This is a genomic window from Comamonas sp. B-9, from assembly GCF_000410635.1.
GTDB lineage: Bacteria > Pseudomonadota > Gammaproteobacteria > Burkholderiales > Burkholderiaceae_C > Comamonas.
Window position 1 is genome coordinate 1 of sequence record NZ_APCR01000270.1, and the last position, 6,967, is coordinate 6,967.

The window sequence follows — 6,967 nt, forward strand, 5'->3', positions numbered from 1 at the left end:
CGCCGGCAAGGCCCAGCTCGACGCGCTGGAGCTGCGTGCGGCCCAGGCCCAGGTGGCCGTGGTGGATGCGGTGCTGCAGGCGGCCACGCGCATGTTCGATGTGGGCGGATCGAGCGCGCTGGCCGAGGGCCTGCGGCTGGACCGCCACTGGCGCAATGCCCGCACCTTGGCCTCGCACAACCCGGTCATCTACAAGGCCAAGTCGGTGGGCGACATGCTGCTCAACGGCGCCGAGCCGGTCTACTTCTGGCAGGTGGGGCTCGCAGCAAAAAACGCATAAGAACATGAGATTTCATTCCTTGGCCTGCGGCGGCGCAGTGGTTGTAATGGTTGTCTTGACGCTGGAGGCAGCGACCCGGATAGGCCGGGCCCTGGCCCCTTGCGTGTGAACGACTGGAATGAACATGAGCCGCATCTTGAAAACCGTCATCGTCAATGGCAGCCTGGGCAAGCCTTCGCGCACCCGCAGCCTGCTCGACAGCTTGCACCTGCAACTGGGCCAGGCCCTGGGCCAGTCGGCCCAGGCGGTGCGCCTGGATGTGCGCCATATCGACTTGGTCGATCTGGTGGCCGACATCGGCCCGGTGCTGTACAAGGATGCGCTGCCCGCCGCCGCCCGTGATGCGCTGGAGGCGATCGAGACGGCGGACTTCCTGATCGTCGGCTCGCCGGTGTTCCGGGGCAGCCTGCCGGGCCTGCTCAAGCACCTGTTTGACCTGGTCGACCAGCATGCGCTGCAGGGCACGCCCGTGCTGCTGGCTGCCACCGGCGGCAGCCCGCGCCATTCGCTGGTGCTGGACCACCAGCTGCGCCCGCTGTTTGGCTTTTTCTCGGCCTTGACCTTGCCGATCGGCGTCTATGCAACGCCCGAAGACATCCAGAACGGTGTGGTGGTGAGCGAAGCGCTGCACAAGCACATCGCACTGGCCGTGGACCTGGCGGTGCCGGTGCTGAGCGCGCTGGCGCACAGCCAGCGCAGCAGCCAACCTGCCTTGCATGCGCTGGAGCGCCAGGCCGCCTAAGCGCGTTCAGGCTTCTTTTCAAACGCCACCCGCCCGCATACGCTGCCGGCGGGCTGGCGCAGCATGCCCTGCGGCGTCTGCTGCACGCCCCTTGCCTTGCAGCCACCCTGACCCTTTGCCATGGCCTCTACCTCATCCCCACCGGAGCTGTTCTGGTTCCTGCCCACCTCCGGCGACACCCGCTACCTGGGCGCCTCGGACTTTGGCCGCCAGCCCACGCCCGAGTACCTGCGCAGCATTGCCACCACCAGCGAGAACCTGGGCTATGACGGGCTGCTGATTCCGACCGGCAGCTCCTGCCTGGACCCCTGGGTGGTGGCATCCAGCCTGGTGGCGGTCACGCAGCGCATCAAGCTGCTGGTGGCACTGCGCACCTCGCTGGGCATGCCGGTGCCCAGCGCGCGCCAGGCCGCTACTTTGGACCAGGCGCTCGCCGGGCGCCTGCTGCTCAATGTGGTGCCCGGGGGCGACGCCACCGAGCTGGAGGCCGATGGCGTGTTCCTGGCCCATGACGAGCGCTATGCCTATGCCGATGAGTTTCTGAGCATCTGGCGGCGCCTGCTGGCCGGCGAGACGGTGGACCACGAGGGCAAGTACTTCAAGGTGAAGCAGGGCAAGAACTTTTTCGAGCCCTTGCAAAAACCGTATCCGCCTTTGTACTTTGGCGGCTCGTCCGACGCCGCCCATGACCTGGCGGCCAAGCATGTCGATGCCTACCTGACCTGGGGCGAGCCGCCCCAGGCCGTGGCGCGCAAGTTTGCCGATATCCGGGCGCGCGCCGCTGCGGCCGGCCGCCAACTGCGCCTGGGCGTGCGCCTGCATGTGATCGTGCGCGAGACCAACGAGGAAGCCTGGGCCGATGCCGATCGCCTGATCAGCAAGCTGACCGACGAAGACATTGCGAAAGCGCAGCAGAACTATGCGCGCATGGACTCGGTCGGCCAGGCGCGCATGGCGGCCTTGCATGGCGGTAACCGCCAGAAGCTGGAGGTGGCACCCAACCTCTGGGCTGGTGTAGGCCTGGTGCGTGGCGGTGCCGGTACCGCGCTGGTGGGCGATGCGGCCACCGTGGCCGAGCGCCTGCGCGAGTACATGGACATTGGCGCCGATACCTTTGTGCTGTCGGGCTACCCGCACCTGGAGGAGTCGATCCGCTTTGCCGAATTGGTGTTTCCGCTGCTGGGCAAGAAGAGCGTGACCACCGCGCGCTCGCAGACCGGCGGCGCGTTTGATGTTCGTGGTGTTCAACAATGGAAGGAGTCGGCTTCATGAGCCTGCCCGTGATCGATATGCGCTGCCGGCCAGCGTTCTTGCACAACTTTTTTGGCGCAACGCCCGGCTCGCCCGAGCATGACACCGCCCGCTGGCTGAACCGGCGCGTGGGCACGCGCGGCAGCGACACGCATTTTGAGGAATCGCTGACCCAGGAGGGCTTTTTAAAGGCGGTGCGCGATGCCGGCCTGAGCCAGGCCGTGGTCGTGGGGCGGCACACGCCTTCGCAGCACCTGCCCAACGACACCATCCACCAGATCGTGCACGGCCATAGCGAGTTGCTGGGCATTGCCGGGGTCGACCCGGTGCTGCAAGGCGAGCAGGCGGCGCTCGACGAGATCGAGCGTGCCATCAAGGTGCTGGGCCTGCGCGGCATCGACCTGGAGCCCGGCTTTGGCGACCCGGCCCGCCACCCCGATGACCCCGTGTACTGGCCCGTTTATGAGCGCGCGCGGGAGCTGGGTGTGCCGGTGTTCCTGATGAGCGGCCCGACCACACCGGACCCGAGCTTCAACGACCCGGCGCGCCTGGCCAAGGTCGCCCAGGCCTTTCCCGATCTGCCGCTGGTCGTCTACCACGGCTACTGGCCGCGCGTGCAGGAGGCCATTGGCCTGGCCTTCCGCTACGCCAATGTCTACCTGGTGCCGGACATGTATGTGTTCCAGCCCGGCCACCAGGCCTATGTGCAGGCGGCCAACCAGTTCCTGGGCGACCAGCTGCTGTTTGGCTCGTCCTACCCCTTCCGCCCCATCGGCCAGAGCATTGACGACTTTCTGGCGCTGGGCTTTGACGAGGCCGTGCTGCCCAAGCTGCTGCATGGCAATGCGGCGCGCATTTTGGGGCTGTAATCAGCGCTGGAAAGCCATCGCTCTCACCGCAACCACAGTGCCCGGCCGCATCAGCAGCCGGGCACTTTCGCAAAGGCGGCAGCCAGATGGTCGATCAGCGCCCGCACGGCCGGCAGCATGCCCCGGCGCGAGGCAAACACCGCATGCACCGCCTCCTTGCGCGGGCCCCATTCGGGCAGCACCTTGACCAAGGTGCCTTTGTCCAGCTGCTCGTGCACCATGATCATCGGCAACTGCACCACGCCCAGGCCGGCCATCGCCGCGCTGCGCAGCGCCACCATGTCGGTGGTGATCAGGCGCGGCGTGTGGGGGACCTGGATGCTGGGCAGGCTGTCGTGTTCGAGCTTCCACACAAACTGCTGCTCGGGCGAGCCCAGCCACAGGCTGGGCCACTGCGACAGATCGGTGGGGCTGCGCACAATGCCCTGGCGCGCGGTCAGGATGGGGCTGGCCACCAGGTGCTGGGCATGGACCGAGAGCATGCGCACCGACAGGTCGCTGTCTTCCAGCGGCATGGTGCGCACGCGGATCGCCAGGTCAAAGCCCTCGCCAATCACATCGACCGGGCGGTTGGTGGCCTCCAGCTGGATCGTCACTTCGGGGTACATGACCATGAAGTCGGTCAGCATGCGCTCGACCAGCTCATGGAGCAAGGTGATGGGGCAGCTCAGGCGCACAACGCCCCGGGGCTGCGATTGCACCGCTTCAATGCTCAACTGCGCGGCCTCGGCCTCGACCAGCATGGCCTTGCAGTGCTGGTAGTAGGTCTGGCCCAGCTCGGTCACGGCAAACTTGCGCGTGGAGCGCAGCAAGAGGCGCACGCCCAGGCGTTCTTCGAGCAGCGCAATGCGGCGGCTGAGCTTGGACTTGGGCATGCCCAGCGCGCGCCCGGCGGGCGCAAAGCCGCCGTGGTCGACGACTTGGACGAAATAGAACAGATCGTTGAGGTCAAATTGCTGCATGGGGCGCTCGGCTGGATGGCCTTTATCGTTCAAGAAATAGAACTATCAAGGCGAATTATGCCGTCTACCGCTCGCAGTGTTTCAACCCCACAATAACGGTACAGCCTTCCAACACCTAGCTTGGAGGCCAGACAGGAATCCCCGATGAAAAACGTACTGCATGTCCAAGACGCACCCCGCCAGCACTGGGTTGGCGACGGCTTTCCTGTGCGTTCACTGTTTTCCTACCAAAGCCATGGCAAGCTGCTGAGCCCCTTCTTGCTGCTCGATTTTGCCGGCCCCGCTGAATTTGCCCCTGCCAGCGCGCCGCGTGGCGTGGGCCAGCACCCGCACCGGGGCTTTGAGACCGTGACCATCGTCTATGACGGCGAGGTGGCGCACCGCGACTCGACCGGCCAGGGCGGCGAGATCGGCCCCGGCGATGTGCAATGGATGACGGCCGGCGCCGGCATTCTGCACGAGGAGTTCCATTCGCCTGCTTTTACTGCCAAGGGCGGCAAGCTGCGCATGCTGCAGCTCTGGGTCAACCTGCCTGCCAAGGACAAGGGCGCAGCCGCTGGCTACCAGGCCATCGTGCAATCGCAGATCCCTGCGGTGGCCTTGCCCGGTGGCGGCCAGCTGCGCGTGATTGCCGGTGACTACCAAGGCCAGCAAGGCCCCGCCAAGACCTTCACGCCGATGCAGGTCTGGGATCTGCGCCTGGTGGCCGGTGAAAAGCTGGAGCTGGAACTGCCCGAGGGCTGGAGCACGGCGCTGGCCATCGTGCAGGGCACCGTGCTGGTCAACGGCAACGAGGTGGCGCGCGAGGCACAGCTGGTGGTGATGGCCCAGGAAGGCCGCAAGCTGAGCCTGGAGGCCAATGGCGATGCGGCCCTGCTGCTGATGAGCGGCGAGCCCATCGACGAGCCCATCGTCGGCTACGGCCCCTTTGTGATGAACAGCCAGCAGGAGATCGTGCAGGCGGTCAATGACTTCAACAGCGGCAGGTTTGGCAGCATGCAGGCTTGATCGGCGGGTTTGAGCGGCCTCGGCCGCGTTGAAGCGGCCATAAAAAATGGACACCTTGGTGTCCATTTTTGCTGTGTAGTTCGCTGAAAGAGCGATGGCTTACCAGTTGGCCTTCATGCGGTCATAGACCCAGTCGCCAAAGCGGCGGTGCGCTTGGGGCGTGTAGTTCACCAGGTCGGAGAACAGGTACTGGTCGATCTTGGAGGCATCCACCAGGGTGTCGGCGGTGCACAGCGACGAGTTGATCTGGTTGACGCCAATGTTCAGACCATTGGTGGCATCTGCGGTGGTGCAGGCCGGATCGGTGTAGTTGGTGAAGCTGTAGCTGCCAGGGTTGCCGGTCATCGAGTTGAAGTAGTACTGCACGTCGGCGTACAGCACCTGGGTGCCCGACAGACCATACAAGGCGTTCAGCAGGCCATTGTTGAAGGCGGTGGTGGCCGCTTCCAGCGTGTTCGATGGCTTGGGGTCGGCGCTGGGTTGCGCGTTGTCCAGCGTGGTGGCCCACAGGGTGCGGCCCAGGTTGGGCGTGCCCACGGTCAGCACGCGGGGGGCGCCTGCGGTGTTGAGGCGGCGCACCTGCGCTGCCATCTGCTGGCCAGCGGTGGTCATGTCGGCCAGGTATTCGTCGCGGGTCTTGGTGCCAGCGGCGTATTCGTTGTAGCCGGCAATCACGTCGCTCATGCCGCCGCTCATCAGCACAAACTGCTTGCTGCTGAAGGTCGGGTTGGCAGCGAGGTAGCTGTCGATCTGCGCGGTGATGGAGGGGGCATTGGTCACGCCGGTCGCATCGGCCTGGGACACGCGGGCATTGCCGTAGGCATAGGCGGTGCCGCCTTCCTTGGCCGCCGTGATCGTCAGGTCATAGCGGTAGGCGATTTCACGCGTCCAGTTGTTGTAGCTGCCGTTGCTGACCGAGTAGGGACGGCCATTGGGGTTTTGGCCCAGGTCGGACATTGCATCACCAAAGGTGACGATGCTGTCGGGGCGAATCGAGTCCGCCGTTGAGCTCGATCCGCAGGCCGCCAGCATGGCCACCGAGGCACCAGCCACGGCGGTCAACACGGTACGGCGCATCCAATTTGCTGCCATGTGAGTTCTCCAGTAAGTAGAGCGTAGTGTAGCGAGGCTGATCCAGGCCACCAAGGTGATGAGGTAAAGAGAGGTAAAACGCCAGGGGCTAGGCCCATCAGCCAGCCGCCGCCGCGCGCTGCAGACGGTCGCTGACGCCTTCCCAATCGGCCGAGTCCGGCGGGGTCTCGATCCAGATGAGCTTGGCACCCCAGTCGTCCAAGTCGCGCAGCAGGCCAAACAGCTCGCGGGCCGCAGCCAGCGGCGCATCGGGCATGGGTTGCAGGCGCAGATGGGGGCTGGCGCTGCGCAGCGGACTGCGGTGGTAGATGGCGATATGGCGCGCGTCGGCCCCCAGCACATCGAGCGCTGATTGCAGCTGCTTGGCATCCATCAGCCGGACCTTGGCGCTGGGCGCATAGTGCGCGAGCAAGGTGCCCGAGGCACGCGGGGTATCTGCCGTCAGCTCCTGCATCGACAAGGGACGGGTGCCGCAGGCGCGCTCGATATCGTCGCGCGTGATGGCGCCGGGGCGCAGCAGCACGGGCACGCCGCGCGTGCAATCGACAATGGTCGACTCAATACCGATGTCGCAGGCGCCGCCATCGAGCACCAGCAGGTCATCACCCAGCTCCGCCGCCACGTGGGCGGCCGTGGTCGGGCTGACGCGGCCAAAGCGGTTGGCGCTGGGCGCCGAAACACCCCAGACGGGCGGGCTGAGCTGCTGGCAGGCCTGCAGCACCGCTTGCGCCACCGGGTGCGAGGGGCAGCGCAGGCCCACGCT

At 65.9% G+C, this 6,967-nt stretch carries 7 protein-coding genes and 1 pseudogene; 5 read left to right on the top strand and 3 right to left on the bottom strand.

Annotated elements, in window-relative coordinates:
• The 4 genes and pseudogenes from H928_RS25755 to H928_RS0101885 form a co-directional block, all read left to right on the top strand.
• A pseudogene (locus tag H928_RS25755) lies at positions 1–280 on the top strand (acyl-CoA dehydrogenase); the annotation flags it as partial.
• A gap of 124 nt (positions 281–404) precedes the next feature.
• Entirely contained in the window at positions 405–1,022 is a 618-nt protein-coding gene (locus H928_RS0101875) for an NAD(P)H-dependent oxidoreductase (RefSeq protein ID WP_027010430.1), read from the top strand.
• A 120-nt stretch (positions 1,023–1,142) separates the two neighbouring features.
• Positions 1,143–2,294, top strand: a complete 1,152-nt coding sequence (gene ssuD, locus H928_RS0101880; RefSeq protein WP_021024966.1) for an FMNH2-dependent alkanesulfonate monooxygenase — start codon at positions 1,143–1,145, stop codon at positions 2,292–2,294.
• The gene (locus tag H928_RS0101885) at positions 2,291–3,142 is read left to right on the top strand and encodes an amidohydrolase family protein (protein ID WP_021024967.1); all 852 of its coding nucleotides are present in this window, start codon (positions 2,291–2,293) and stop codon (positions 3,140–3,142) included. Before ssuD ends, H928_RS0101885 begins: the two co-directional genes overlap by 4 nt.
• A 50-nt stretch (positions 3,143–3,192) precedes the next feature.
• Here H928_RS0101885 and H928_RS0101890 read toward each other — a convergent pair whose 3' ends face one another.
• On the bottom strand, positions 3,193–4,104 hold the full coding sequence (locus H928_RS0101890) for a LysR family transcriptional regulator (RefSeq protein ID WP_021024968.1): 912 nt from the start codon (positions 4,102–4,104) through the stop codon (positions 3,193–3,195).
• Between the two features lie 144 nt (positions 4,105–4,248).
• Between H928_RS0101890 and H928_RS0101895 the strand changes: the two genes are divergently transcribed.
• Entirely contained in the window at positions 4,249–5,112 is an 864-nt protein-coding gene (locus tag H928_RS0101895) for a pirin family protein (protein WP_021024969.1), read from the top strand.
• Positions 5,113–5,211: 99 nt separating this feature from the next.
• Here the strand turns inward: H928_RS0101895 and H928_RS0101900 are convergent, their stop codons facing one another.
• Complete coding sequence (locus H928_RS0101900; protein ID WP_027010432.1) at positions 5,212–6,204, bottom strand: SGNH/GDSL hydrolase family protein; 993 nt, start codon at positions 6,202–6,204, stop codon at positions 5,212–5,214.
• A 97-nt stretch (positions 6,205–6,301) separates the two neighbouring features.
• The coding region (locus H928_RS0101905) for a Sua5 family C-terminal domain-containing protein (RefSeq protein WP_021024971.1) at positions 6,302–6,967 on the bottom strand (666 nt) is incomplete at its 5' end.